We start from the raw sequence: 24,948 nt of genomic DNA on the forward strand, positions 1-24,948 counted from the left end.
TGAATAAGAACCTAGACGATCACCGTACGACGTGTCAGCCGCGTGGGGAAGGGGCAATCCGTGAACTCAGATGACGTCCAGCGCCGCCTCGCGAGGCAGGTCGAGATGATCCGCGACACCGCCGACGGCCCGACCTACAACGTGATCGTGCGGATGCGGCGTCGCGACGAGGAGGAGGACGCGATCATCAACACGATCTCCGCCGCCTTCCACCGGCGGCGGCTGTCGATCTCGGCGCGGGATTTCCTGCCCGTCCTCCGCGCGGATCGGCCTGCCGCACCGCAGAGGGGCCGCCGGGGCGGCCGCGCGTCCAACGGGGTGGCGTTCCGGACGGATCCGGACAACCGCCAGAGCCTGGCGGCCGAGGTCGCGGCCGTGATCGACCCGCGCGGCGCCCTGAGCACCGTCGCGGGCCTGCGGGCCGAGAGCCTCAAGGCGCTCGATCCTCTGATGCGCTCGGACGCGGTGCGGGAGGCGCGCGCGGCCGTCTCGGCGACGCGGGAGGGGAGCGCGGACCCGATCCCGTTCTGGACGTCGAGCAGCGCGATGATCCCGGTGCGGGGCGAGGACCTGCAGAGGATCATCACCTCGGTCCCGGGCATCGAGGACATCTACCCGAACCGGCAGCTCTTCGTGCCGCCCGTGGCCGTGCCGCGCAAGGTTCCCGAGGCGATCGAGGACAACAAGGCCAGCAGCTGGGGCATCCGCCGCATCGGCGCCCTCGCGGCGTGGGGCGGCTACGGGGCCCGCGGGAAGGGCGTCCTCGTGGGGCTGCTCGACACGGGGGTCGACCCGAACCATCCCGACCTGAAGGGGAAGATCGCGCACTGGGCCGAATTCGACGCGAACGGCGTGCAGGTGCCGGGCTCGACGCCGCGCGACAGCGACCGGCACGGCACGCACTGTGCGGGCACGATCGTGGGCGGCAACACCAGCGGCCGCTGGATCGGGGTGGCGCCGGAGGCCCGGCTGGCGGCCGCCCTCGTGCTCGACGGCAAGACGGGCGGCACCGACGCGCAGGTGCTGGCGGGCATCGACTGGGCGGTCAATCGCGGCGTCGACGTGATCAGCCTGTCGCTGGGCGCCTTCGTGCTCGGGCCGACCACGCCCAACACCTACACGCGCGCCATCCTGAGCGCGATGCGGGTCGGGATCCCGGTCGTCGCGGCCATCGGCAACGAGGGCAGCCAGACCAGCGGGTCCCCGGGAAGCGACTACTTCGCCTTCGCGGTCGGCGCGACGGACCAGAACGATCTCGCGGCGGGCTTCAGCGGCGGGCGGACGCAGATCATCCAGACGTCGAGCTACTTTCCGGCGGAATCCCTGCCGCTGCTGTACTCGAAGCCGGAGATCTCGGCGCCCGGCGTGGCGGTCTGGTCGTCGGTGCCGGGCGGGGGCTGGGAGCACTTCAACGGAACGTCGATGGCGACCCCGCACGTCGCTGGGGCAATCGCGCTGCTCCTGAGCGCGACGGCGATCAAGAAGGAGCCGCCGGGCGATCGCGCCTTCCTGATCCAAGACCTGCTGACCGGCTCGTCCGAGGAACTCGGCGAGGCCGGGCAGAACCACCGCTACGGCTTCGGCCGGCTCGACATCCTGCGGGCGATCGGCTTTGCGAAGGAGCTCGGCTACGGCTGATCCGGACCGGGGCGCCCGCCGATCCGGTGTGTCAAGCGGCCAGTAACCCCGATGCCGCATGCTGGCCCGCGTTCAGGCGCTCGCCCGGCCGTACTAGGATCCCTACCTAAGGGTGATTCGCTGGCGAATCTCGCATGGGACCACGACGATGGATCTCCCGGTGGCTGTCCTCGAGAAGATTCGGTCGGACGAGCTGCGCGACGCCGCCGTCGCCGAGGCCCCGCGGCCCCGGACGGTGATCGTCGAGCTCGACCTGCCGATGCCGAAGCTCGAGGCCGCCGCACCGCTCCGTCCGGATCTGCGGGGCAAGCCGCGCTTCCGCTTCGCGGCGCCGGATTCCTCCGCGGCCGAGGCGGGCCGGAAGATCGAGGCGTCGAAGGAGGACATCGCCAGCATCACCGGCAGGCTTCCCGAGACCTACCTGTCGGCGGCCGGCAGCTTCGTGGTGACGGCGAACGGCGAGCAGATCGGCCGGATCGCGCGCATGTCGAGCGTCTCGGCGATCTGGCCGAACGCCCAGCGCGGACGCTGAGCGGCCCGACCGGGCCCGCCTCAGCCGGCCGTCCGCCGGGCCACGAGGGCGAGCGCCGCGCCGAGACCGGCGAGCGCGAGGGCGGCGAGGACGGCCCAGGCGAGGAGCGCGGTGCCCTCGCCGAGCGCCCCCTGGAAGGCCTCGATCGCCCAGGCGTTCGGGGTGAACCAGCCGGCCTGCTGCAGCCAGGGCGGCATCAGGAAGCGCGGCACCATGCTGCCGCCGACCGCCGAGAGCAGCAGCACGCCGAAGGTCGCGGCCAGATGCGCCTGCTGGCGCGTCGCGGCGACCGCGCAGGCGGCGAGCGCCAGCCCCGCCGCCATGGCGGCGACGAGCCCGCAGGTGGCGAGGAAGGCCGGCCAGTGCGGGCCGATCGTGACGCCGTGGAGGAGGGCCGCCGCGCCGAAGATCAGCCCGGCCTGGACCACGCCCTGGAGCGTCAGGAACAGGAACTTGCCGAGGACGATCACGCCGAGGCCGCCGGGCCCGGCGCTGAGCCGGTCGGCGAGGCCCGATTCGCGCTCCTCGACCAGCGAGAGCGCCCCCTGCATGGCGGCAAACAGCAGGAACACCGCCGCGATCGCCCCCGCATAGTAGCTCACCCGGGCGTTGCCCGAGGCGGCATCGGTGCTGCGCCGCTCGACCAGCGCCGAGAAGCTGAAGGGCTCCTTCTTCGCGCGCTGCTCCGCGAAGGCCGCGTCCAGGAAGGCGCGCTCGTCCGGGCCGATCTTGCCGGTGCGCTCCACGTCCGCGACGACGCGGGAGAGCACCACGTCCGGCAGGGCCTCGTTCAGCACCCGCTGGAGCTGCCCCAGCGCGATCGGGGTGGCGAGCGCCTTGGCGGGGTTCTCGACGAGCACCACCGGGTGGGCGGCGTCGGCGCTGCCGGCGGGCGGCGCGCCGAGATCGCCGCGCAGCACCAGCGCGACGTCGACCTCGCCCGCGCGCACCGCCGCCGTGGCGGCGGCCAGATCCGCCGGGAGCCGGGTGACGCGCAAGGACGTGTCGCCCTCCAGCGCCGAGACGAGGCGGGTGGTCGAGGGCGTGCCCGCGAGGTCGGCGAGCCCCAGATGGATGCGGATGCGGTCGCCCACCGCGCCGGAGAAGATCGCCGCGAAGATCGCGAAGATCACGGTCGGCAACACGAAGGCCATCACCAGGGCGGCGCGGTCGCGCAGCAGGGTCAGGGCCATCACCCGGAAGGCGGCGCCGATCATCGGACCGGCTCCAGGGTCGGGGCGGGGGCCGGCGCGGCGGGCGGGCCGGTCTCCAGGGCGGAGCGGTAGAGGGCCTCCAGGCCGGGGGCGCGCACCCGCACCTCGCTCACCGGTACGCCCTCGGCGCGCAGGCGCCCGAGCAGGGCGGCCCCGTCGAGACGAGGCCCCGCGCCCGATCCCGATCCCGCCTCGCGCCAGGCGAGGTCGCCGTCGGGCGCGAAGCCGGCCCGGCGCAGGGCCCGCTCGGCGGCGTCGTCGGGGATGTCGGAGAGGAGAAGTTCGCGCTCGGGCGGGCCGGCGGCGAGGCTTGCCAGCAGGGCGGCCAGCGGCCCCTCGCGCACGATCCGACCGCCGCGCAGGAAGGCGACCCGGTCGGCCAGCCGCTCGGCTTCCGTGAAATCGTGGGTGGCGACGAGGATCGCGGTGCCGGCCCGGCGCAGGCGCCGCAGCATGGCGTGGATCGCCGCGCGGGCGGCCCGGTCGACCCCCTGCGTCGGCTCGTCGAGGAGGACGAGGGCGGGCCGCCCGATCAGGCCGGCCGCGATATTGACCCGGCGCTGGTAGCCGCCGGAGAGCTGGCCGACGAGGCTTGCCCCCACCGCCTCGATCTCGGCGAGCGCCAGCATGGCGGCGACCGCCCCGCGCCGCTCGCGGCGGGGCAGGCCCGCGAGGCTCGCGAAGACGCCGAGATTCTCGGCCACGCTCAGGCGCGGCCAGAGCGCGATCTCCTGGGGCACCCAGCCGACGGCGCGGCGCGCGTCCGCGTCGGCGCGCGGGTCGCGGCCCGCCACCCGCACCGTGCCGGCATCGGGGACGAGGCGGCCGGCCACGAGCCGCATCAGCGTGGTCTTGCCCGCCCCGTTGGGGCCGAGCAGCGCCAGGATCTCGGCCCGCCCCAGCGCGAGGTCGAGCCCCTCGAGGACCGGCCGTTCGCGATAGGCGAGGCCGAGCCCGCTGCAGGCGAGGAGCGGCGCCACCGGCTCAGCGCCGGGGCAGGGCGCGGGCGAGCCGGACCCGGATCGCCGCACCGGGCTCGCGAAGTGCGAAGGCGGCCTCCTCGAAGCTCGGCCGCGCCCGTCGGCCGGCACCGCCCGAGAGGCCGTAGGGCTCGGTCGGCAGGCCGAGCCCGGTGCGGCCGAGCCGGCCGTCGCCGTCGCGGTCCTGGTAGGCAGCGACCGCGTAGGTGCCGGGGGGGACGCCCGGGAACACGAAGGTCCGGGCCTCGACTGTCCCCGGTGCCTCCTGCCCGAGGGTGCAGGCGGCTTCCGACAGCCCGCCCTGGCAGAGCGTGACGTAGACCGCCCCGCCGCCGGGCTCGATCCCGTCCACGGTGACCTGGAGGCCGGCGGCCTGTGCGGGGAGGGGGAGGAGGAGGGGGAGGAGGAGGAAGAAGGCTCGGATCCCCCTCCCCCCGCGGACCTCGGGCTTGCCCGAGCTCCGTTCCCCAGTGCCCAAGTCAGGCAGGCCCGACTTGGGATGGGGGAGGGTGGCCCCCGAAGGAGGTCGGGTGAGGGGAACCACGCTTCCGGCGGAGGCGCAGCGTCGATGGCGAGCGTTATTCTGCACCGTCGCTCCCCTCTCCCGACCCGGCCTTACGGCCGGCCCACCCTCCCCCGCAGAGGGGGGAGAGAGAGCTTCGGCCTCGAACCGCCTCACGAGGCCTCGCCGCCGGTCGCCAGCGGGGCCGTCTCGGGCAGGCCCGCGCTCGCGGGCACGCGGGCGCCGAGCAGGTCCTCGATCAGCAGGCGGGCGGAGATGCGCGCGCCCTCGTAGATTACCGGCAGGCCGGAACCCGGATGGGTGCCGCCGCCCACGAGGTAGAGGCCCGGCCCGAACTTGTTGTGGGGCCGGAACCACAGCATCTGCATCAGGTCGTGGGCGAGGTTGAAGGTGGCGCCCTCGTGCACCGCGAAGTCGTCGCGCCACTGGGTCGGGTCGACGATGCGCTCGTAGCGGATGCGCGCCTCGAGGTTCTCGATGCCGAGGAGCTTCAAGCGCTCCAGCACCAGGGCCCGGTAGCTCTCCCGGGTCGCCGCCCAGTCGATGCCGGCCTTCAGGTTCGGCACCGGCACCAGCACGTAGAGGGCGGTGTGGCCGGGCGGCGCCATGCCGCCGTCGGTGAAGCCCGCATGCTGCACGTAGATCGAGGGCTGCATCGGCAGCGTGCCCTCGGTGATCTCGCGGATGTTGCGCTCGTACTGGTCGGCCAGCAGGATGGTGTGGTGGCCGAGACCCGCCGGCATCGGGCCCTCGATGCCGAGATAGAGCATGAAGGTCGAGCAGGAGAGGCGGGCCTTGGCGACCTTGGCGTCGCGCCAGCGCGGACGGCGCGCCTCCGGCACGAGTTCCGGCACCACCTTGGCGAAGTCGCCGTTGATCATCACGGCGTCGGCCCGCAGCGTCTCGCCGCCGGCGACCACGCCCACCGCCTTCTTGCCCTCGAACAGCACCCGCTCGACGGACGTGTTCAGGCGGATGTCGACGCCCATGCGGCTGGCCAAGCCCGCCATCGCCTCCGAGACCGCGCCGCAGCCGCCGACCGGGTGGTAGACCCCGTGCTCGTACTCGAGGAACGAGAGGATCGTGAACAGGCTGGGGCAGCGGAAGGGCGACATGCCCAGGTACTTGGTCTGGAACGAGAAGGCGAGGCGCACCCGCGGGTCGGCGAAGTAGCGCCGCAGATCCTTGTCCACGCTGCGGCCGGGATGGAGGTAGGGCAGGGCCGCCAGCATCGCCGGGCTCGCCATGCTGCGGAAGCGGTGGAAGGCCTGTTCCAGCACCGGCTTGAAGAAGGTCAGCTTGGTCCGGTTCTCGGCGAAGAATGTCTTCACGTTCCGGGCGTCGTCCGGGGCGATCCGGGCGATCTCCGCCTCCAGGCGCTCCACGTCGCCGGTGGCGCGGATCTCGCCGGAGATCCCGTCCCGGCCCGCGGCGTCCTTGCCCTCGAAGACGAGGTGGTATTGCGGGTCGAGCCGCTCCAGCCGAACATGGTCCTCCAGCCGCTCGCCGCAGCTCTCGAAGATGTCGGCGAGGATCTGGGGATAGAGGAAGAAGGTCGGGCCGATGTCGAAGCGGTAGCCGCCCGGCGCCTCGACGGTCTTCGTGCGGCCGCCGACCTGGGCGTCCCGCTCGATCAGGGTGACGTGGAGCCCGGCGCGCGCGAGCAGCAGGGCCGAGGCCAGGCCACCGGGCCCTGCGCCGACGATGACGACCCGGCGTCCGGTCAGCCTCCGCATGCCGTCTCCCGCGTGAAGCAACGCTCCCGTCTCCCAAACCCGCGACGCACGATCCGCATCGGGGCCGCGCCGAAGCCTCTCTGAGGCCGCGCCGCCATCCCTCCGCTCACAGCCAAGCTAGATGTGATTCGGCATTCGGCAATTGCATCTCTTTGTCGCGCGAAGCCGCAAACAGGAAAATGGATGAGAGGGGGACGCGGTTGAAACTGTTATGTCAGCACTCTCCGCGCCGATCCGGGCCGGCCGCGGGGGACGGGGCGGGAGACGACGCGAGAGAGGGGGCGAGCCGGCCGGTCGCGCCGGCCAGCCGGTGCAGGGCGAGGGCGCCCGCGGTCGCGACGTTGAGCGAGTCGAAGCCCGGCGCCATCGCGATGCGCAGGGTGCGGGCGCGTGCCATCAGGCCGGCGGGCAGGCCCGGCCCCTCGGTACCCAGCAGCAGGAGGGCGCGGGCCGGAGGCGGCGCGGCGTCGAGCGTCTCGTGCCCGGACGGGCTGAGCGCCAGCGGCTCGAGCGCCAGGGCTTCGGCGATCGCGAGCCAGTCCGCCCCCGCGGGGAGGCGCCCGAAGGGCGTGATCAGGGCGGCGCCTGCCGAGACGCGGATCGCCTTGCGGTAGAGCGGGTCGCAGCTCGCGGCGTCGAGGAGCACCGCGTCGGCCCCGAAGGCGGCGGCGTTGCGGAAACAGGCCCCGACATTGTCGTGGTTGGTCAGGCCGGCGAGGCCCAGCACCAGGGCCGGGGCGGGCGGCGGCGGAACCAGGGCGGCGGGCTCCGGCGCATCGCCCGTCAGCCCCACGGCCAGCACACCGCGGTGGATCGGGAAGCCCGCCACCGCGCTCATCACGGTCTTGCCCGCGAGATAGACCGGCGCGTCGAGCGCGTCCAGCACGTCGGCCAGCCCCGGCCAGCGCTCGGGCGCCAGCAGCACGGATTCGGTGCGGAAGCGGGCGCGCTGCGAGGCCATCAGCCGGAGCGTGACCTCGCCCTCGACGATGAAGCGGCCCTGGCGCCCGACGAGGTCGCGCTCGCGCATGGCGGCGTAGGGCGCGAGCCGGGGATCGGCCGGATCGTCGATCGCGACGGGCGTCACGGGTTCCTCACGTCCCGGTGTCGAGAGGCCATGGCCACTCGCGGGTGCAGGGCGGAGCCCTGCACGGAGCCGCTCACGCCTTCTGGCGGGCGGCCAGCGGGTCGGCCTCGGCCTTGGTCGGCACCTTCACCAGGGCCTCGCCGTCGAGCACGATCTCGCCGCCGACCGCGCAGGTGCATTTGAGCCGGGCGCGCCGGCGCTCGGGCACCAGCTCGGCGACCTCGACGGTGACGTCGACCGTATCGCCGATGCGCACGGGCGCGCGGAAGTTCAGGGTCTGGCTGATGTAGACGGCGCCGGGGCCGGGCAGGCGCGTGCCGAGCACCGCCGAGATCAGCCCGGCCGTGTAGAGGCCGTGGGCGATGCGGGTGCCGAAGGGCGTGCGCGCCGCGAAATGCTCGGAGAGGTGGATCGGGTTCCGGTCGCCGGTGATCTCGGCGAAGCCCACCACGTCGGAGGAGGCGATCACCTTCGAGAGGGTCTCGGAGAGGCCGACCTCCAGGTCCTCGAAGTACAGAACGCGCAGCTCGGGCAACATCGGACGGGCTCCCTTGAGTCGATCGCGCCCGTGTCGGCGCCTGCCGCTGGCCTCGCACAGCCGCGCGCGGGAATCCAGTCTCGGGCCGTGCCCTGCGGCGGGCGGCGGCAGCGGACTTTGGTGCAATGCGAGCCTTCGCCTTCCTTCGCCTTCACGCCGCGGCGAGGGGCCGTGCGCCACGAGGAGCGGGATGCAGGATCCCGGCCTCCGCTCAGCCCACCGCATCGGTGCCGCCCGCTCCATGGCGGTCGGGCGCTTCCGACTTGTGCGGACTTGTGCGGGGCCTGGGCGAGGACCGGCGCCCTCGACAGGAGGCCCGGCATCGGCGAAGAGGCGGCCGATTCCAGGGACGCCGCCCGTGCCGAAGCTCGCCCCCTCGCCCGAACTCCGCCCCGTCGTCGCCCGCGTGGCGGCGCTGAACCTCGGCTATTTCGGGATCGAGATCGCGGTGGCGGTCGCCATCGGTTCGGTCGCGCTCATCGCCGACAGCCTCGACTTCCTGGAGGACGCGGCGATCAACCTGCTGATCTTCGCCGGTCTCGGCTGGTCGGCGGCCAACCGCGCCCGGCTCGGGACGGTGATGGCCTTCATCCTCCTGGTGCCGGCGCTCGCCACCGCCTGGGCCGCCTGGGACAAGCTGTCGGACTTCACCGCCCCGGCCCCGGTGCCCTTGACGCTCACGGGCCTGGGGGCGCTCGCCGTCAACCTCGCCTGCGCGCTGATGCTGGCGCGGCACCGCCACGGCTCGGGCAGCCTGACCCGGGCGGCCTACCTCTCGGCCCGCAACGACGCCTGGGCCAACCTCGCCATCATCGCGGCCGGCCTCGTCACCGTGCTCTGGGTCTCGCCCTGGCCGGACCTCGCGGCGGCGGCCATCATCGCCGTCATCAACGCGGATTCCGCCGCGGACGTCTTCCGGGCGGCGCGGGCCGAGCGGCGGGCGGCGCGCGCCGCCGAGGGAACCTGACGGGGAAGCCTCGATGCGCCTGTTCCCGATCTCCGACCTGCATCTCGAGCGGCGCCGGCCCGAGCTGATCCCGGCGCCCGCGGGCGCCTTCGACGTGCTCGCCTGCGCGGGCGACCTCTACGAGGGCCATCCCGAGCAGGGGCTCGCCGCCCTCCTCGCCCTCGCGGGCGGGCGCCCGATCGTGCTGGTGCCGGGCAACCACGAGCGCTACGCCCCGACCGGCGATCCCCGCACCGCGCCCCAGCTCCTGGCGGCGCTGGAGGCCGAGGTCGCGCGCCTGAACGGGACGGGCGCCCGCATCCACCTGCTGCAGCGGGGCGCGGCCTGCGTGATCGGCGGGGTGCGCTTCGTCGGCGCGACCCTGTGGAGCGACTGGGCGCTCGCCGGGCGCTGGCTCGGACCCGACACGCCGGAGCGCCCCGCCGACCCGGTGGCCTACGCGGCCGCCCGCATGACCGACCCGGTCACGGGCTCGCGCGAGTATCTGGGGGCGATCCGCAACGCCGACGGCACGCCCTGGCAGCCCGAGGACGCGATGCGCGCCCACGCGGCCGAGCGCGCCGACCTGCTGGCGGGCCTGGCGCGGCCCCACGACGGCCCGACGGTCGCGATCACCCACCACCCGGCGAGCCCGCGCGCGGCGGACGCCTACCGGGACGCGCCCGGCGTGCCCTGGTGGGTCCCGGCCTTCTACGCCACCACCGTGCTGGAAGACCTGCCCGACCCGGCGCGCCCGGACCTCTGGATCTCGGGCCATTTCCACGCCGGGCACGACATGCGCCTCGGCCGCTGCCGCTGGGTGGCGAACCCGGTCGAGGGCCGGACCTTCCGGCCGGATCTGGTGCTGGAGGTCGGATAAGGGGGCGACGACCGGGGCTGCGGGCGCGTGCCGCGGGGCGGCCGCTCGCCCGGGGCCGAGGCGGCGCTAGCTTGTCCGGTGATCAGAAGCCGCCTGAGAACAGGCGCGGCCGGGAGGACGCCCCCCATGAACAGCTTCATCGCCGTGGTGCTGGTCTGCGCCAACGGGCTCGCGCAGGCGGACTGCACCGACGACCGGGCCATCGAGGTGCGCAAGGTGAAGGTCGCCAACGAGCTCGGCTGCACCAACGGCTGGCAGGAGATCATCGCCCGCACGGACCTGCGCGAGGAGGTCGGTCGGACCACCTACCTCAAGACCGAGTGCCGCCGGGTGAAGGCGGGCGGGTAGGGTCGCGCGCAGCGTCCTCCGCCCGGCCTGGATCGTTTGGCGCGCCCGCCCGTCCGAGCAGGCGCAGCCAGGCCTCCGGCACGCCCTCTGCCAGCACCGGCGCGTAGAGCTGCTCCAGGGCGTGGCCGATCCCGTTCAGCTGGGGATCGCCGGTGACGCTCGATCGGTTCGGGCTCAGGATTCCGCACTGGCGCATGATCGCTCCTCGCCGGAGCGACGCCCTTCCCGCCGCCGCCGGCCTCGAACCGGAGCCTCGCGGCACGACGCGTCCCGCGCGCCGGGCGAGGCTCCGTCCTGTGACAGTTTGCCTCAAGAAATGAGCGCCGCGGGCGAAGGTTTCAGCTGGGCCGTGAAGAAAATCCTGATGCGAGGCGGGACGCCTCACATCCGGCGGATCTTCTCCTCGATCCGCCGCACCTCGTCCGCGTCGATCTGGACCGGCTCGCCGGTGTCGTTCGGCAGTCCGGCCCCGGTCTGCGCGATCGTCTCGTCGCGCGGGCGGCCGCTCTGGCCGTCCGAGATCGGCGGCTCCTTCGAGAGCGCGTCGGACCGCGCCGTCCCCTGTCCGTCCCGTTCGTCCTCGTTCATCGCGCGCCTCCGCTGCGTGCCGGATGCGCGACCAACGCGGCGCGTGCCCCGCGGTCTCCCGGCTCTCCCCGGCGCGCGACGCTTTCCCGCGCCCCCGGAAAGGCGCATCATCCCGGCCGGCCGTGCCGGAGACCATCACGATGGAGCCTGTCGCGCAGGAGGATGCCGCCGGGGAGGCCGGCCTGCCGGCGTGCCGCCTCGTCCGGGCCGGGGCGTCCTTCACGGGCAAGCAGGGGCTCGACTACGCGGTCGGCATCTCGGCCGAGAGCGTGGGCGCGCGGGGCATCCATCTCCAGCTCGTGACGATCCCGCCGGGCGCCCGGGCCCGGGCCCACCTGCACGCCGGCCACGAGACCGCGATCTACGCGCTCAGCGGCACCTCGGGCTGCTGGTACGGCGCGCGGCTGGAGCACCACGCGACGGTGCGGCCCGGCGACTTCTTCTACATCCCGGCCGGGGTGCCGCACCTGCCCTACAACCCGAGCCCGACCGAGCCCTGCACCGCGGTGATCGCCCGCACCGACCCGAACGAGCAGGAGAGCGTGGTGCTGCGGCCCGACCTCGACGCCCTGCGGCCGGCCCAGGGGCCCGGGCCGGCCCTTGGGCCCGGGCCGGACGGCGGCCCTACCGCTCCAGCGCCTGGTAGACGAGGCTGTTGATCAGGTAGCGGTAGCGCCAGCGGGCGGCGCCCGGCGTGTGGGCCATGAACACCACGGCAAGCTTGCGGCCCGGGTCGACCCACCAGTTCGTGCCGCTGGCGCCCGGCCAGGAGAAGTCGCCGACCGAGCCGAGGAGCCGCACCACCCCGGGTCGGGTGCGCACCGCGAGCCCGAGCCCGAAGCCGTAATCGGCCCTGGTCGGGTCGGCGTTGCCGATGAGGTTGCGCACGCCGGGACCGAGCTGGTCGGTGAGCATGGCGCGGGTGAAGACCGGGCTCAGCACCCGGCGCCCGCCGAGCTCGCCCTCGTTCATCAGCGCCAGGGCGAAGCGCAGGTAATCCTCCGCGCTCGACACGGCGCAGCCGCCCCCGCAGGCGAACTTCGTCGGCCGGGTGGCGTCGGGCTCCAGCACCTGCGGCTTGCCGGTCGCCGGATCCGCGGGGAGTGCCCGGGCATAGCGATCGGCGGATCCGGGCGGGATCACGAAGCCGGTGTCGCGCATGCCGAGCGGGCCGAACAGCGTCTCGGCGAGATAGGCGTCGAGCGTGCGGCCGGTCTGCCGCTCGACCACGAGGCCGGCGATGTCGAGGCCGAAGCCGTAATCCCAGACCGTGCCGGGCTGGTGCAGCAGGGGCGCGGCCTGGAGCGCGTCGAGGAACTGCGCGCCGTCGAGCTCCTTGGCCGCCGCGACGCTGCCCGCGGGGAGCATCCGGTGAACCTCCGTGGTGCCGCGCCCGCCATAGACGAGGCCTCCGGTATGGGTGAGGAGGTCGCGCAGCGAGACCGGTCGCGCGGCCGGCACCGTGCCGGCGAGCTTGCCCGCGAGGTCGAGGCTCGCGACCCGCTGGTCGGCGAAGCGGCCCGGCAGGTAGGCGCTCACGGGATCGTCGAGGACGAGGTCGCCGCGCTCGACGAGCCCCAGCACCGCCACCGCCGTCATCGGCTTCGTCATTGAGGCGATGTTGAACAGCGCGTCCCGCGGCATCGCCGCGCCGGCGGCCTTGTCGCGGAAGCCGTAGGCCTCGTGGAACACGACCCTTCCCTCGCGGGCGATGATCAGGACGGCGCCGGGCATCCGGCCCTCCGCCACCTCGCGGTTCAGCACCGTGCCGATGCGGGCGAGGCGCTCGGGCGAGAAGCCCATCTCGGCCGGGTCCGCCCGGGGGAGCGGCGGCGGGAGCGGCGCCTCCTGCGCCACGGCCGCGGAGGCGAACCCCGCCAGGGCGAGCACCGACACCAGACGTCTCAGAACCACGCGCAACCTCCCGAACGCTCGCCGGGATCCTTAGACCGCCCCGCGATGCCGGCCGCGACGATGCCGGAGGCGGCCGCCGCCGCCAAGCGCGGGCCGCCCGCCTTGCCTGTGCGCGGATGACAGAGGCACACAATCGAGGCGTGAATTTACAATCCCTGGGTTGTATGCCCCGGCCCGGGATGGGAGGCCTCTGGCCTCATCGCACACGATCCGCACACGGGAGACGCCAACGATGCCGCGTTCCGCACGCCTGACCGGACTGCTTCTGGCCGGACTGCTCCTGCCCCTCGGGCCCGCCGGGGCGCAGCAGGCGCCGAGCGGCACGCCGACCCCGGGCAGCGCGGAAGCACCCGCGCCGAAGCCCGGGGGCGCCCCCGCCCCGGCCCAGGACCGCGGCTCGGCCCTCTTCGGCCGGCCCGAGGGCGGCGAGGCCGCCAAGCTCGCCCCGATCGCCGGGCCGCCGCTGCCGACGCCGGCCGCCCGCCTGCCCCTCGACAAGCTGAAGGTGCCCGACGGCTTCAAGATCGAGGTCTATGCCAGCGGGCTCGCCAATGCCCGCTCGCTGGCGCAGGGCGACAAGGGCACGCTCTTCGTCGGCACGCGCTCGCTCGACCGGGTCTACGCCGTGCGGACCGTCGATGGGAAACAGCAGGTCAAGGTCATCGCCAGCGGCCTGCACCGGCCGAACGGCGTCGTCTTCCACAAGGGCGCGCTCTACGTCGCCGAGCTCTCGAAGATCTGGCGCTTCGACGACATCGAGAACAACCTCGACACGCCCGGCAAACCCGTCCTCGTCAGCGACGACTTCCCGAAGGACGAGGCGCATGGCTGGAAGTTCATCGCGATCGGCCCGGACGAGAAGCTCTACGTGCCGGTCGGCGCGCCGGGCAACATCCTGAACCCGCCCGACACCCACGCCCAGATCCGCCGGATGGACCTCGACGGAAAGAACGTCGAGGTGGTGGCCCGCGGCGTGCGCAACACGGTGGGCTTCGACTGGAACCCGCAGACGAAGCAGCTCACCTTCACCGACAACGGCCGTGACTGGGTCTCGGAGGACATCCCGAACGACGAGCTGAACGTGCTCTCGGAGCCGGGCAAGCAGCATTTCGGCTACCCGTTCTGCCACCAGGGCAACTTCACCGACCCGGAATACGGCTGGGGCCGCTCCTGCGCGGAGTTCACGGCGCCGGCGGGCCTGCTCGGGCCGCACACCGCGGCGCTCGGCATGCGCTTCTACACGGGCGAGCAGTTCCCGCAGGCCTACCGGAACGCGATCTTCATCGCCCGCCACGGCTCGTGGAACAAGACGCAGAAGCTCGGCGGCGACGTGGTGGTGGCGCGTCTCGGCGCGGACGGCAAGATGACGGGCCTGGAGCCGTTCCTGACCGGCTTCCTGCAGGACAACCGCTATGTCGGCCGGCCCGTGGACGTGCTGGTGGCGCGTGACGGCGCGCTGCTGGTCTCGGACGACTACAACGGCGCGGTCTACCGCATCAGCGCGGCGCAGTGAGGGGGAGGGCGCGTCGCTTCCCGCCGGCCGCGACGCTTTCCCTTCCCCCCTCTGCGGGGGAGGGTGGCCCGCGAAGCGGGTCGGTCGGGACGAAGTCCCGCAGAGAGGGGTGAGCGCTTCAGGGTCGGTCTCCAGCCCTGCATGAAGGCCGCGCCCAATACGGCAAGCGGGTTCCCCTCTCCCGACCCGGCCTGACGGCCGGCCCTCCCTCCCCCGCAGAGGAGGGAGGGAAGATGCGGCGCCCGCGCGACCCTTTCGGCAGGCCTTTCGGGCAATGCCGACCACCAACACAGGACCCAAGCCCATGCGCCGCCTCGCGCCGCCCGCCCTCTGCCTCCTCGCCCTCCTCACCGCGCCGGCGCTCGCCGAGAGCGCCGGCCAGAGCGCGGCCGAGCGGCTGCCGGCCTGCCTCGCCTGCCACGGCGAGGGCGGCACCTCGGCCAATCCCGGCGTGCCCTCGCTCGGCGCGATGCCGGCGGACTACGTCGTCACGCAGCTCTACCTGTTCCGCGAGCGCCAGCGGGTCGCCGACCCGATGAACGCGATGGCCGAGGGGCTCTCGGACGACGACCTGCGCACGCTGGGCGAGGCGGTGGCGAAGCTACCGGCGCCGAAGCCGGAGGCGAACCCCGACCCGGCCCGGATGGAGTCGGCCAGGGCGCTCGCGGCCAAGCACCAGTGCGGCTCCTGCCACGGGGCGGATCTCGCCGGCCAGGACCAGATCCCGCGCATCGGCGCCCAGCGCGAGGACTACCTGCTGGCGACCTTGCGCGCCTACAAGTCGGGCGCCCGCGCCGGCTACGATCCGGCGATGAACGAGGTGGCGCAGGGCCTCTCGGAGGACGACATCGCGGCCCTGTCCTACTACCTCGCGCACCGCTGAGCGGGACCGAACGGGCACGGAGTCGAGAGGTCGAGACCTCTCGCTGGTCTAGGCAAGGGGCCTGATCCTGGCCCTGGTGGTTCGGCAAAGCCGATTTCGGGGCGCCGCCCCGAACCCCGCCGAAGGGTGGTCCATCCTTCGGGATCCCGTGATCAGACCAGCCCGAGGACGTGCAGGGCCAGTCCCCCCGCGGCGCAGCCCGCGAGCACCGTCGGCACGCCGAGGCGCAGACGGAACAGGGCGAGCATCGCGGCGAGCGCGAGCGCCAGGGCGTAGGGGTCGAGGCTCGACCAGACCGGCACGTCGAGCCGCAGGGGCCCGAGGCGGACCGGGTGCAGCGCCCGGAACAGCGTGTGCAGGGCGAACCAGACCGCGAGGTTGAGGATCACCCCCACCACCGCCGCGGTGATGGCCGCGAGCGCGCCGGCCAGCGCCCGGTTGCCGCGCAGGCGCTCGACGTAAGGGGCGCCCGCGAAGATCCAGAGGAAGCAGGGCGCGAAGGTCACCCAGGTGGTCAGCAGACCGCCCAGCGTCCCGGCGACGAGCGGCGGCAGCGCGCCCGGCGCCCGATAGGCGGCGAGGAAGCCCACGAACTGCGTGACCATGATCAGCGGGCCCGGCGTCGTCTCGGCCATGCCGAGGCCGTCCAGCATCTCGCCGGGCTTGAGCCAGCCGTAATGCTCCACCGCCTGCTGGGCGACGTAGGAGAGCACCGCGTAGGCGCCCCCGAAGGTCACCATCGCCATCTTGGAGAAGAACAGCGCGATCTGGCCGAACACGTCGCCGGGGCCGAGCACGAGGAGGATGGCGGCGACCGGCACGAGCCAGACCGCGGCCCAGAGTGCCACCACCCGCAGGGTCCGGCCGGGCGCGACGCGCTCGCGCGGGGTCGCCGCGTCGCCCAGCAGATAGGGGCCGCCCGCGTCGTGGCCGCCGTCCCCGTGGCCGCCGCCGCGGAAGGCCATCAGCCCGGTCCGGGCGCCCAGATAGCCGACGATCCCGGCCGCCAGCACGACGAGCGGGAAGGGCACGTCGAGGAGGAAGAGCGCCGCGAAGGCGGCGGCGGCGAGCCCGACCAGGGCGGGACCGCGCAGCGCCCGGCGGCCGATGCGCAGCACCGCCTCCGCCACCACCGCCAGCACGGCGGCCTTCAGCCCGAAGAACAGCCCGGCCACGGGCCCCACCTGCCCGTAGAGCACGTAGATCCAGCTCAGGGCCATGATGGCGACGAGGCCCGGCAGCACGAACAGCCCGCCCGCGACGAGGCCGCCGCGCGCGCCGTGCATGAGCCAGCCCACATAGGTGGCGAGCTGCTGCGCCTCCGGCCCCGGCAGGAGCGTGCAGAAGTTCAGGGCGTGCAGGAAGCGCGCCTCCGAGATCCAGCGCCGCTCCTCGACGAGCACCCGGTGCATCACGGCGATCTGGCCGGCCGGGCCGCCGAAGGACAGGGCGGCGACGCGGGCCCAGACCGGCACGGCCTGTCCCAGGGTGACGGGCGGGGGAGGGGGAGGCGGCGCGTCCGGGGCCCCCGAACCGAGCGTGGCCATGCGTGTCTTGTCCCCTGGCTTGAGCGTACCAGCGGCCTCTTCGCACAGGCGGCGCCAGGCGGCGACAGGGGACGGGCCGGCGCCGGCGCGTGACACGGGGCCGCCCGTGCCTTGTGTTCGGGCGAGCCCGTCCCTAGGTTCGGCGCGATCTTACGAGTACGGGTTCGGTCGCCGCGCGGAAGAGGTTCCGCCCGCGGCGCAGGAGGTTGCCATGGGCAGCATGAGTATCTGGCACTGGGTCGTCGTCGCCGTCATCGTGATGCTGCTGTTCGGACGCGGCAAGGTCTCGGACCTGATGGGCGACGTCGCCAAGGGCATCAAGGCCTTCAAGAAGGGCATGGCCGACGACGAGACGCCCGCGCAGCCGCCGGCCACCCCGGTGGCGCCGGCCGAGCCCGTGCGCACCATCCCGCACGCGGCCGAGACCAGCCCCGGCACCGCCGTGCCGGCGAGCCACCTGCCGGCCGGCGAGCGCAAGCCCGTCTGATCCGCCTTCGATCCGGGATCGGGCTTCCGCCGGCCGCGAAGTGGTGTAAGCCCCTCCCGGCAGGACCTCGCGCGAGGCCCATCCGGGGCGTTCCGGGTTCCGTGACGCCCGAGCAGCGGGACCGTCGGCAAGGTCGGCAAGCACATGTTTGACATGAGTTGGGGCGAGGTGATGCTGATCGGTGGCGTCGCCCTCATCGTCATCGGGCCGAAGGATCTGCCGAAGGCGCTGCGCACCGTCGGGCAGATCACGACCAAGCTGCGCCGCATGGCCGGCGAGTTCCAGATGCAGTTCAACGAGGCGATCCGCGAGGCCGAGCTCGACGAGGTCCGCCGCGAGGTCGACGGCATCCGCAACACGGTCAAGGGCGCGGGCACCGGCTTCAACCCGGTCCAGACCATCCGCGACGAGATCAAGGGCGCGGTCGAGGCGCGCGAGCAGAAGCCCGCCGAGGCGCCGGCCCCCGGCGCGCTGGCGGCCGCCACCGCCCAGCTCAAGGCCGCCGAGGCCGAGGCGCCGCTGCCCGAGCGCGGCCGCTACGACGTGCCCCGCCCCGAGGCCATGAAACCCGAGATGCTGGCGCAGACGCCGCCCGAGCCCCCGCTCCCCGTTCCGGGCTCCGCCGACGACCCCTACGGCACGCCCGAGCCGCCGAAAGCCGCGGTTCGGCCGGAGGCCGGTGCTCGGCCGGAGGCCGGTGCTCGGCCGGAGGCCGACAGATGATCAACGAGGCGGACGAAGCCGAGATCGAGGCCTCGCGGGCCCCGCTGCTCGAGCACCTGATCGAGCTGCGCGCGCGGCTGATCAAGTCGCTGATCGCCTTCGTGGTGATGTTCTTCGGGTGCTTCTTCTTCTCGCGCCAGATCTACAACATCCTGGTGCACCCCTACGTCTCGATCGTGGGATCGCAGAACGCCGAGCTGATCGCGACGCACTTCCTCGAACAGGTCTTCACCAACATCAAGCTCAGCGTGTTCGGCGGCGGCTTCCTGGCCTTCCCGATCATCGCCACGCAGATCTACGCCTTCGTGGCGCCGGGCCTCTACCGCAACGAGCGCCGGGCCTTCCTGCCCTACCTCGTGGCGACGCCGGTGTTCTTCGTGCTGGGCGCGCTGGTGGTCTACTTCCTGGCGATGCCGCTGCTGATCCAGTTCTCGGTCTCGCTGCAGCAGATCGGGCAGCCGGGCGAGGCGACGATCAAGCTCCTGCCGAAGGTCGACGAGTACCTCTCGCTGATCATGACGCTGATCTTCGCCTTCGGCCTCGCCTTCCAGCTGCCGGTGATCCTGACGCTGCTCGGGCAGATCGGCGTGATCGACGCGGCCTTCCTGCGCGAGAAGCGGCGTTACGCCATCGTGCTGGTCTTCGTGGCCGCCGCGGTGCTGACTCCGCCGGACGTGATCTCCCAGCTCTCGCTCGCGCTGCCGATGCTGCTGCTCTACGAGGCCTCGGTGCTCTCGGTGTCCCGCATCGAGAAGCTGCGGGCGGCGCGGCGCAAGGCCGAGGGGCTGGATCCGTAACCGCGACGCTCTCCCTCCCCCCTCTGAGGGGGAGGGAGATCTGCGCGTTATCAGCCCAAAGCCACCGTGTAGCTGGCCTCGGTCTTGGCCTTCACCTCGTCCTCGGTGACGCCGTCGGCGAGTTCGATGAGCCGCATGCCGCCGTCCCCCTTCTTGTCGATGGTGAACACGCCGAGATCGGTGATCACCATGTCGACCACATGCGTGCCGGTGAGCGGCAGGTCGCAGGCCTTGAGGAGCTTCGGGCTCTCCGAACCGTCCTTGTTCTTGGCGACGTGCTCCATCACCACCACGACGCGCTTCACGCCCGCCACGAGGTCCATGGCCCCGCCCATGCCCTTCACCATCTTGCCGGGGATCATCCAGTTGGCGAGATCCCCGTTCTCGGCGACCTGCATGGCGCCGAGGATCGACAGGTTGATGTGCCCGCCGCGGATCATCCCGAAGGAATCGGCCGACGAGAAGTAGCTCGTGGTCGGCAGCGCCGTGATGGTCTGCTTGCCGGCGTTGATCAGGTCCGGGTCCTCCTCGCCCTCGTACGGGAAGGGGCCCATGCCGAGCATGCCGTTCTCGGATTGCAGCTGCACCGACATGCCGTCGGGAATGTAGTTCGACACCAGCGTCGGGATGCCGATGCCGAGGTTCACGTAGAAGCCGTCCTCCAGCTCACGCGCGGCGCGCGCCGCCATCTGCTCGCGGGTCCAAGCCATCGCTGTCTCTACTCCTGTGTGGCGCGTTCTCTTCGCGACCGCGCCGCCCGCCGCAGGGACGGTGCGCGGTCGCGCTTCTCGGCTCGCGGCCGGGTTGTTCGGGATCAGACGGCGCCGCCGCCAGCGGCCGCGGGGGCGGCCTCGGCGCGCTTGCGGGTGGTGCGCTGCTCGATGCGCTTCTCGCGCACCGGCACGTGCACGATGCGCTTCACGAAGATGCCGGGCGTGTGGATGTTCTCGGCGTCGATCTGGCCGGGCTCGACGAGGTGCTCGACCTGCGCGACCGTGACCTTGGCGGCGGTCGCCATCATCGGGTTGAAGTTGCGCGCGGTCAGCCGGTAGGCGAGGTTGCCCTCGGTGTCGCCCTTGTAGGCGTGCACCAGCGCGAGATCCGCGAACAGGCCGCGCTCCATCACGTAGGATTCGCCGTCGAACTCCCGCACCTCCTTGCCCTCGGCGACCTTGGTGCCGACGCCGGTCTTGGTGAAGAAGGCCGGGATGCCCGCCCCGCCCGCGCGGATGCGCTCGGCCAGCGTCCCCTGCGGGTTGAACTCGATCTCCAGCTCGCCGGCGAGGTACTGCCGGGCGAACTCCTTGTTCTCGCCGACATAGGAGGAGATCATCTTGGCGACCTGCCGGGTCTCCAGGAGCTTGCCGAGGCCGACGCCGTCGATGCCGGCATTGTTGGAGACGACCGTCAGGCCCTTCACCCCGGAGGCGCGCACCGCCTCGATCAGCTCGTCGGGGATGCCGCACAGGCCGAAGCCGCCGCACATGATCGTCATGTCGTCGCGCAGGAGACCCGCCAGCGCGCTCACCGGATCCGCGTAGACCTTCTTCATTCGAACACCCTCCCGCGGCGCGGCCGCCGCGAGGCGGGCGCCTGATGCTTCCATGCTGTCCCCGATTCCGGACGGCGGGTCCAGCCCGGCGCGGCCCGCCTAGCTCCGCCGGACTTACAAGGACCATGCCGCCGCCACGGATCGGACAAGGCTCTGTCAACGCTTCGCCGCGACGGCCCGGCAGACAAAGCGCACCGAAGGGTCTATGGCCATCGACACGAGCGGGCGAACCGTGACGGCTGGGGGCGGCCTGAAACGGGCACCGCATCCCGGCCGATCCGGCCGATCCTGCGAGCCCGGAGCGCGATGTCGCCGCACCGCCTGATCCCCGCCCTCGCGGCCGCCGCGCTCGCCCTCGGCTGCACTGCGGGCGCGATGCCCTGGAGCATCGGGACGGACACGGCGCTGCGCCTGGTCTCGGCGGATCTCGACGCCTACGGGCTCGGCCTCGCCGCGCAGGGGCCTGCGACCGTCCGCCTCCTGCCCCTGCCGCGCCTCGACCTGCGTGGCGTGCGCCTCAGCGAGACGGCCGGCCAGCCGCTCGCCGAGGGCGGCCGCCTCTCGCTCGTGCTCGATCCCTTCGCCCTGCTCGGCGGCAGGCTCGGCATCGGCAGCCTCAGCCTCGACGATGCCCGCCTGCACCTGCCCGGGAGCGCGGACGACGCCCGCTGGGCCGGCCCCCTGCGGCGCCTCGCCGAGCGGAGCCGCGGCGGTTGGGGCGGGCATCCGCACCGGATCGTCCTGCACCGTGCCACCCTCGACGGCCGTGTCGTCCTGCGGGACCTCGATCTCGACATCGCCTGGCCGGCCTGGCGCGCCGCCGCGGAGGCCCAGGCGCGCTTCACCTGGAAGGGCGAGGCCGTCCGGCTCGGGCTCACGGACCTGCATCCGGCCGCGCTCGCGGCGGGCGACCTCTCGCCGTTCTCCGCCCGCCTCGTCTGGGGCACCAGCTCTCCCTCGGGCACCCTCTCGGCGGACGGGCAGGCCCGGTTCGCGGACGGGCTACGGCTCGCCGGGGAGGGCCGGCTGGAGACGCGCGCCCTGCCCCGCCTGCTCGCCGCCTTCGGCCACGACGCGGCGCTGCTGCCGCTCGTCCAGAACTTCGCGCTGGAGGGGCGCTTCGAGACCGAGGGACCGGCGGTGATGCTGCCGCGGCTGCGCGTCAGCCTCGGCCAGAACGGGCTCGACGGCGCGGGCGCGGCGAACTTTGCACAGGCGCGCATCGCCGTGCAGGCGACGCTCGCCGCCGAGAGCCTGGATCTCGGCCCCCTGGTCGCCCCCCTCACCGCGGCGCTGGAGAGCGACGGGGGGGCGGGCGCCGCGGTCGCGCTGGCGCCCTATACCGGGGGCGACCTCGACCTCCGGCTCTCGGCCGCCGCGGCCCGGCTCGGGCCGGTCGCCCTGGAGGACGTCGCGGCGAGCGTGCTGGTGCGCGACGGCGCGGTGGAGCTCGCCCTGAACCGGGCCGGCCTGCAGGGCGGCACGCTGAAAGGTCGGGTCGCGCTGGCGCCGACCGAGGCGGACCCGGCCGAGACGGAGCTGAAGGTGCAGGGCGCCCTCGACCAAGCCGATCTCGGCGCGCTGCTCGCCGATCTCGGCGCCGCGCGCTGGGTCCAGGGCTCGGGGCAGGGCCATCTCGCTCTGGAGAGCCGCGGCCGCGACCTCGCCGCGCTGGTGGCGCGGCTGAGCGGCCGGGCCGCCGTCTCGGTCGATCGCGGAACCCTCGTCGGGCTCGACCTCGCCGACGTGATCCAGCGCAACGGCGGCGTCGCCGCCGGGGCCCTCGCCCGCCGCAACGGCCGCACGCCCTTCGAGCGGGCGAGCCTCTCGGTGCGCTTCGCGGACGGGGCCGGCGAGTTCGCCGAGGGCGCGCTCCAGGCCCCGTCGCTGAGCGCGTCGCTGCGCGGCGGGTTCTCGCTGGCCGACCGCACCCTGCGGGCGCGCGCCGAGCTGAGCCCGCGCGCGGCCGTGGCCCGGCCCGGCCCGCTCTTCGACCTCGCCGGCCCCTGGGACGACGTCGCGGTGCGCGCGCTGCGGGGCGACGAGCCCGACCTGCCGGCGAGCGCCCTGGCCGCCGAGCCCAAATCGACCGAGTCCCTGCGCAGCCCCGCCCTGCTGCCGGCCCGGGCCCGCGCCTACGCGCCCTGAGATCCGCCGGATCCCCAAGGGCGCGCAGCCCTTGGGCGGGTTCTCGGGGCAGCGCCCTGAGACGGCGCCGCCCCGTCCTCAGGCCGCGCCGGGCTCCCGCGGCAGGCGCGCGAGCCCGGCGACAAGCGCCGGATCGTGCAGCAGCGCCATGCGCTCCTTCGGACCGAGCCAGGACGCGGCCTCGGCGAGGCTCTGGGCCTCGCCGAGCTTCGCCTCGGCCAGCACGCGGTCAGCCTCGATCCGGCCGCGCGGGCGCGGCTCGGGCGGCGGCAGCATCCGCAGATGGGCCTCGGCCAGCACCGGCTCGGCGTGCAGGGCGGCGAGCGCGTCGGCCTCGTCGAGGCCGGCTTGCGCGTTGCGGGCGGTGAGTTCCGCGGCCCGCAGCGCCACGGCGGGCGGGTCGCGCTCCTCCGGCGTCACCAGGAGGCCGCGGTGCTTCAGGGCGAGGCCGTAGGCGAGCTGCCCGCTCGCCCAGGAGATCGGGATCGCCAGCACGAGGCCGAGGATCGTCGGCGACATCCAGAGGAAGAGCGACGTGGCGATGGCGAAGGCCGCCACGCCCGCCACCAGCCCCAGCAGGGTGTGCCAGCGGTGGCGCCGGACGATGTCGCGGAGCGGGATCGAGCCGTCGTCGCGCCGCTGCGGGTTCCAGCCGGTATCGCGCCCGAGCAGGATGCCGGCGACCGAGCCCGACTGGATCAGCATCGCCACGGGCGCGATCAGGGCCGAGAGCAGGATCTCGAGGGCGCAGGAGGCGGCGAGCCGGCCCGCGCCGCCGCAGGCCCGGCGCAGCTCAGGCTCCCGCAGGGCGAGGACCAGCCCGAGGATCTTGGGCGCCAGCAGCACGCCCATCGTCAGCCCGAAGAGCTGCAGCGCGCGCACCGGGTCGAAGCGCGGGAAGACGGGGTAGAGCGCCAACCCTTGCGGGAAGTATTCGGGCCGGGCGTAGGCCGTCTGCAGCACCAGCGCGATGCCGACGAGGAGCTGGCAGAGCCAGAGCGGCGAGGCGAGGTAGCCGGCGATGCCGGTCGCGAAGTGCTGGCGCGAGGCGAAGTGGAGCCCCGCCGCGCCGATGATGCGGCTGTGCTGCAGGTTGCCCTGCGCCCAGCGCCGGTCGCGCACCGCCACGTCGATCAGCGAGGGCGGGCTCTCCTCGTAGGAGCCCGGCAGCGTCGGCAGCATGGTGACGGCCCAGCCGGCGCGCCGGATCAGCGCCGCCTCGACGAAGTCGTGGCTCAGCACGTGGCCACCGAAGGGCGGGCGCCCGGGCAGGTCCGGCAGGCCGCAGGCCTCGGCGAAGGCCCGGGTGCGGATGATGGCGTTGTGGCCCCAGTAATTGCCGTCGCGGCCCGACCAGGCGGAGAGCCCGACCGCGATCACCGGCCCGTAGATGCGGGCGGCGAATTGCTGGAGCCGGGCGAACAGGGTGTTGCGGTTGATGATCAGCGGCAGCGACTGGACGATGCCGGCATCCGGATCCGCCTCCATGGCGGCGGCGAGGCGCACCACGCAGTCGCCTGTGAGCAGGCTGTCGGCGTCGAGCACCAGCATGTGGTCGTAGGCCGCGCCCCAGCGGGTGACGAAGTCGGCGATGTTGCCGGCCTTGCGGTGGTGGTTCTTCGGCCGGTGCCGGTAGTAGAGCCGCGCGCCGGGCCCGAGCCGGTCGCGCAGGTCCAGGAAGGCGCGCTCCTCGGCGATCCAGGCGTCCGCTTGCGTCGAGTCCGAGAGGACGAACCAGTCGAAGTGTGCGCCGAGCCCCGTGGCCGCGACGGATTCGTGCATCGCCTCCAGCCCCGCGAAGGTGCGGGCCGTGGCCTCGTTGTAGACCGGCATCAGGACAGCGGTGCGGCCGGTGAGCGCCGTCGGGGTCGGGGGCGGGGCGGGTTTGCGCAGCAGCACCCCGAAGCCCAGCACCGCGCTGGTGAAGGCGAGCGCAATCCACGAGAAGGTGAGGAGGAAGAGCGCCACGAGGACGAGCTGCAGGATCGTCGGGGAGCCCGACACCGCGACCGTCTCGTACATCTGCCAGCCGCCATAGGCGGTGAGCGCCAGCGCCCCGCCGAAGACCAGGATCCGGGCGCCCCAGGGCGCGGCGTGCCGCCCTACGGGGCGGCGGACCGTGCCGGCATCGAAGCGCGCCAGATCCTGCACCGGCATGGCGAGCGGGGCTTCCGGCGGCATCGCGGGGGGCTGGTCCGGCGCGGCCCCGGCCGTCATCGGGGCGGGGAGGGCGGTGTCAACGATACGCAAGGTGGGCCGGCTTCCTCAGGGGTCGTGCGCCAGGAACGCGCGAGCGCCCCGTTTCGGTGCCCTGTTTAGGCGATTGTGTCCGGCAAATGCACGGTCATGCCCGCAGCGGGGCGGGGCGGGGCGG

At 73.6% G+C, this 24,948-nt stretch carries 24 protein-coding genes and 1 pseudogene; 12 read left to right on the plus strand and 13 right to left on the minus strand.

The features are described 5' to 3' along the window. Positions 1-60 precede the first annotated feature (60 nt). Both MFF54_RS06985 and MFF54_RS06990 read left to right on the plus strand, forming a co-directional pair. Positions 61-1,638, plus strand: coding sequence for a S8 family peptidase (locus tag MFF54_RS06985; RefSeq protein ID WP_238301896.1), 1,578 nt, complete (start codon positions 61-63; stop codon positions 1,636-1,638). 160 nt (positions 1,639-1,798) lie between these two features. After that, a complete protein-coding gene (locus MFF54_RS06990) occupies positions 1,799-2,170 on the plus strand; it encodes a hypothetical protein (RefSeq protein ID WP_238301897.1) in 372 nt (123 codons plus the stop codon). 20 nt (positions 2,171-2,190) lie between these two features. Here MFF54_RS06990 and MFF54_RS06995 read toward each other — a convergent pair whose 3' ends face one another. The 6 genes from MFF54_RS06995 to croR form a co-directional block, all read right to left on the minus strand. Beyond that, positions 2,191-3,387 (minus strand): ABC transporter permease, encoded by a 1,197-nt coding sequence (locus MFF54_RS06995; protein ID WP_238301898.1) that lies wholly within the window; start codon positions 3,385-3,387, stop codon positions 2,191-2,193. Continuing rightward, positions 3,384-4,364: an ABC transporter ATP-binding protein gene (locus MFF54_RS07000; protein ID WP_238301899.1), complete on the minus strand. Its 981-nt coding sequence runs from the start codon at positions 4,362-4,364 to the stop codon at positions 3,384-3,386. The genes MFF54_RS06995 and MFF54_RS07000 overlap by 4 nt, the downstream gene beginning before the upstream one ends. A 4-nt stretch (positions 4,365-4,368) precedes the next feature. After that, complete coding sequence (locus MFF54_RS07005) at positions 4,369-4,788, minus strand: DUF2141 domain-containing protein (protein WP_238301920.1); 420 nt, start codon at positions 4,786-4,788, stop codon at positions 4,369-4,371. 251 nt (positions 4,789-5,039) lie between these two features. Next, positions 5,040-6,623, minus strand: a complete 1,584-nt coding sequence (gene crtI, locus MFF54_RS07010) for a phytoene desaturase family protein (protein WP_370880313.1) — start codon at positions 6,621-6,623, stop codon at positions 5,040-5,042. A gap of 214 nt (positions 6,624-6,837) precedes the next feature. Continuing rightward, entirely contained in the window at positions 6,838-7,653 is an 816-nt protein-coding gene (locus tag MFF54_RS07015; protein WP_238301921.1) for a TrmH family RNA methyltransferase, read from the minus strand. 130 nt (positions 7,654-7,783) lie between these two features. Beyond that, on the minus strand, positions 7,784-8,248 hold the full coding sequence (gene croR, locus MFF54_RS07020) for a 3-hydroxybutyryl-CoA dehydratase (protein ID WP_238301901.1): 465 nt from the start codon (positions 8,246-8,248) through the stop codon (positions 7,784-7,786). 358 nt (positions 8,249-8,606) lie between these two features. Between croR and MFF54_RS07025 the strand changes: the two genes are divergently transcribed. The 3 genes from MFF54_RS07025 (at position 8,607) to MFF54_RS07035 (ending at position 10,422) form a co-directional block, all read left to right on the plus strand. Continuing rightward, positions 8,607-9,215, plus strand: coding sequence for a cation efflux transmembrane domain-containing protein (locus MFF54_RS07025; protein ID WP_238301902.1), 609 nt, complete (start codon positions 8,607-8,609; stop codon positions 9,213-9,215). A 13-nt stretch (positions 9,216-9,228) separates the two neighbouring features. Further along, positions 9,229-10,074, plus strand: coding sequence for a metallophosphoesterase (locus tag MFF54_RS07030; RefSeq protein WP_238301903.1), 846 nt, complete (start codon positions 9,229-9,231; stop codon positions 10,072-10,074). Between the two features lie 126 nt (positions 10,075-10,200). Further along, entirely contained in the window at positions 10,201-10,422 is a 222-nt protein-coding gene (locus MFF54_RS07035) for a hypothetical protein (protein WP_238301904.1), read from the plus strand. Here MFF54_RS07035 and MFF54_RS07040 read toward each other — a convergent pair. Both MFF54_RS07040 and MFF54_RS07045 read right to left on the minus strand, forming a co-directional pair. Further along, positions 10,385-10,618: a hypothetical protein gene (locus tag MFF54_RS07040; protein WP_238301905.1), complete on the minus strand. Its 234-nt coding sequence runs from the start codon at positions 10,616-10,618 to the stop codon at positions 10,385-10,387. The two genes, MFF54_RS07035 and MFF54_RS07040, sit on opposite strands and share 38 nt — an antisense overlap. Positions 10,619-10,803: 185 nt before the next feature. After that, on the minus strand, positions 10,804-11,010 hold the full coding sequence (locus MFF54_RS07045) for a hypothetical protein (protein ID WP_238301906.1): 207 nt from the start codon (positions 11,008-11,010) through the stop codon (positions 10,804-10,806). Between the two features lie 140 nt (positions 11,011-11,150). Between MFF54_RS07045 and MFF54_RS07050 the strand changes: the two are divergent. Next, positions 11,151-11,591: pseudogene (locus tag MFF54_RS07050) on the plus strand (cupin domain-containing protein); the annotation flags it as partial. A gap of 43 nt (positions 11,592-11,634) precedes the next feature. On the opposite strand, the gene MFF54_RS07055 reads toward MFF54_RS07050, so the two are convergent. After that, complete coding sequence (locus MFF54_RS07055; protein WP_238301907.1) at positions 11,635-12,924, minus strand: serine hydrolase domain-containing protein; 1,290 nt, start codon at positions 12,922-12,924, stop codon at positions 11,635-11,637. A 232-nt stretch (positions 12,925-13,156) separates the two neighbouring features. On the opposite strand from MFF54_RS07055, the gene MFF54_RS07060 reads away from it, so the two are divergent. Next, positions 13,157-14,437 carry a PQQ-dependent sugar dehydrogenase gene (locus tag MFF54_RS07060; protein WP_238301908.1) on the plus strand — a complete coding sequence of 427 codons (1,281 nt, stop codon included), beginning with the start codon at positions 13,157-13,159 and terminating at the stop codon, positions 14,435-14,437. Between the two features lie 304 nt (positions 14,438-14,741). Continuing rightward, on the plus strand, positions 14,742-15,320 hold the full coding sequence (locus MFF54_RS07065; RefSeq protein WP_238301909.1) for a c-type cytochrome: 579 nt from the start codon (positions 14,742-14,744) through the stop codon (positions 15,318-15,320). Positions 15,321-15,472: 152 nt separating this feature from the next. Here MFF54_RS07065 and chrA read toward each other — a convergent pair whose 3' ends face one another. Beyond that, on the minus strand, positions 15,473-16,867 hold the full coding sequence (gene chrA, locus MFF54_RS07070) for a chromate efflux transporter (RefSeq protein WP_238301910.1): 1,395 nt from the start codon (positions 16,865-16,867) through the stop codon (positions 15,473-15,475). A gap of 211 nt (positions 16,868-17,078) precedes the next feature. Between chrA and MFF54_RS07075 the strand changes: the two genes are divergently transcribed. The 3 genes from MFF54_RS07075 (at position 17,079) to tatC (ending at position 18,874) form a co-directional block, all read left to right on the plus strand. Beyond that, positions 17,079-17,354, plus strand: coding sequence for a twin-arginine translocase TatA/TatE family subunit (locus tag MFF54_RS07075; RefSeq protein WP_238301911.1), 276 nt, complete (start codon positions 17,079-17,081; stop codon positions 17,352-17,354). A 144-nt stretch (positions 17,355-17,498) separates the two neighbouring features. After that, positions 17,499-18,077 (plus strand): Sec-independent protein translocase protein TatB, encoded by a 579-nt coding sequence (gene tatB, locus MFF54_RS07080; RefSeq protein WP_238301912.1) that lies wholly within the window; start codon positions 17,499-17,501, stop codon positions 18,075-18,077. Continuing rightward, the gene (gene tatC / locus MFF54_RS07085) at positions 18,074-18,874 is read left to right on the plus strand and encodes a twin-arginine translocase subunit TatC (protein ID WP_238301913.1); all 801 of its coding nucleotides are present in this window, start codon (positions 18,074-18,076) and stop codon (positions 18,872-18,874) included. Before tatB ends, tatC begins: the two co-directional genes overlap by 4 nt. A gap of 50 nt (positions 18,875-18,924) precedes the next feature. Here the strand turns inward: tatC and MFF54_RS07090 are convergent, their stop codons facing one another. Continuing rightward, a complete protein-coding gene (locus tag MFF54_RS07090; protein WP_238301914.1) occupies positions 18,925-19,584 on the minus strand; it encodes a 3-oxoacid CoA-transferase subunit B in 660 nt (219 codons plus the stop codon). A 104-nt stretch (positions 19,585-19,688) separates the two neighbouring features. Next, positions 19,689-20,426, minus strand: a complete 738-nt coding sequence (locus MFF54_RS07095; protein WP_238301915.1) for a CoA transferase subunit A — start codon at positions 20,424-20,426, stop codon at positions 19,689-19,691. A gap of 306 nt (positions 20,427-20,732) precedes the next feature. Here MFF54_RS07095 and MFF54_RS07100 point away from each other — a divergent pair, with 306 nt between their 5' ends. Further along, positions 20,733-22,574: an AsmA family protein gene (locus tag MFF54_RS07100; RefSeq protein ID WP_238301916.1), complete on the plus strand. Its 1,842-nt coding sequence runs from the start codon at positions 20,733-20,735 to the stop codon at positions 22,572-22,574. A gap of 78 nt (positions 22,575-22,652) precedes the next feature. On the opposite strand, the gene mdoH is transcribed toward MFF54_RS07100, so the two are convergent. Further along, entirely contained in the window at positions 22,653-24,791 is a 2,139-nt protein-coding gene (mdoH, locus tag MFF54_RS07105) for a glucans biosynthesis glucosyltransferase MdoH (RefSeq protein WP_238301922.1), read from the minus strand. Between the last annotated feature and the right edge of the window lie 157 nt (positions 24,792-24,948).

This window comes from Methylobacterium gregans (assembly GCF_022179245.1).
Classification (GTDB): Bacteria; Pseudomonadota; Alphaproteobacteria; order Rhizobiales; family Beijerinckiaceae; genus Methylobacterium; species Methylobacterium gregans.